This is a genomic window from Methylorubrum aminovorans (assembly GCF_022179725.1).
Taxonomy (GTDB): domain Bacteria; phylum Pseudomonadota; class Alphaproteobacteria; order Rhizobiales; family Beijerinckiaceae; genus Methylobacterium; species Methylobacterium aminovorans.
This window is the reverse complement of the sequence record NZ_BPRC01000103.1, coordinates 1-587: the sequence shown is the minus strand read 5'-3', so window position 1 is coordinate 587 and position 587 is coordinate 1. Positions and strand designations below refer to the sequence as shown.

Genomic DNA, 587 nt, shown 5'->3' with positions numbered 1-587 from the left:
GAGACTGTGTGAGAACGCGTTTTGGTCGATCGGTGCGGGGCGGAGATGGTGCGCGAGGTGCGGCGTGCTCTCACGCCCGGAGGGTCGTGAGGAGCGGTTCAACTCCGAGGATCGCCAGCACCCTCTTCAAATTATAGGCCAGGACTTGCAGGCTCATCTCGGTCGCCACGTTTTTCAACCGTCGCGTCCGGAAGTGGGTCGCCCCCATCCAGCCCTTGAGCGTCCCGAACACGTGTTCGACCGTCTGCCGCCGCGTGCGCATCGCGTGAGGATCCGCGTCGAGCCGGCGCTGCACGGCTTCCAAGACCGCCTCGTGCTCCCAGCGCGTCACCCGCCGCTCCTTGGCTGGCGTGCAGCGCGCCTTGAGCGCGCAGCCGTGGCAGGCTGCCGTCCAGTAGCGCCGTAGCGTCAGCCCACCCTCGACATTCGTGTAGCGGTAGGGGAGCTGCTCACCGGCCGGACAGCGGTAGGTATCCGCCTCCGCCTCGTAGACGAAGTCCTGTTTGCCGAAGCGCCCTTCCGCCTTGGCACCCGAGGTCAGCGGCTTGGGCAGTGTCACCGCGATACCAGCCTGATCGCAGGCTAGG

General features: G+C 66.8%; 1 protein-coding gene. It reads right to left on the bottom strand.

The genetic code is table 11. The features are described from left to right. Positions 1-70: 70 nt before the first annotated feature. A partial coding sequence (locus MFF24_RS28695) for a transposase (RefSeq protein ID WP_238229225.1) occupies positions 71-587 on the bottom strand: 517 nt, incomplete at its 5' end.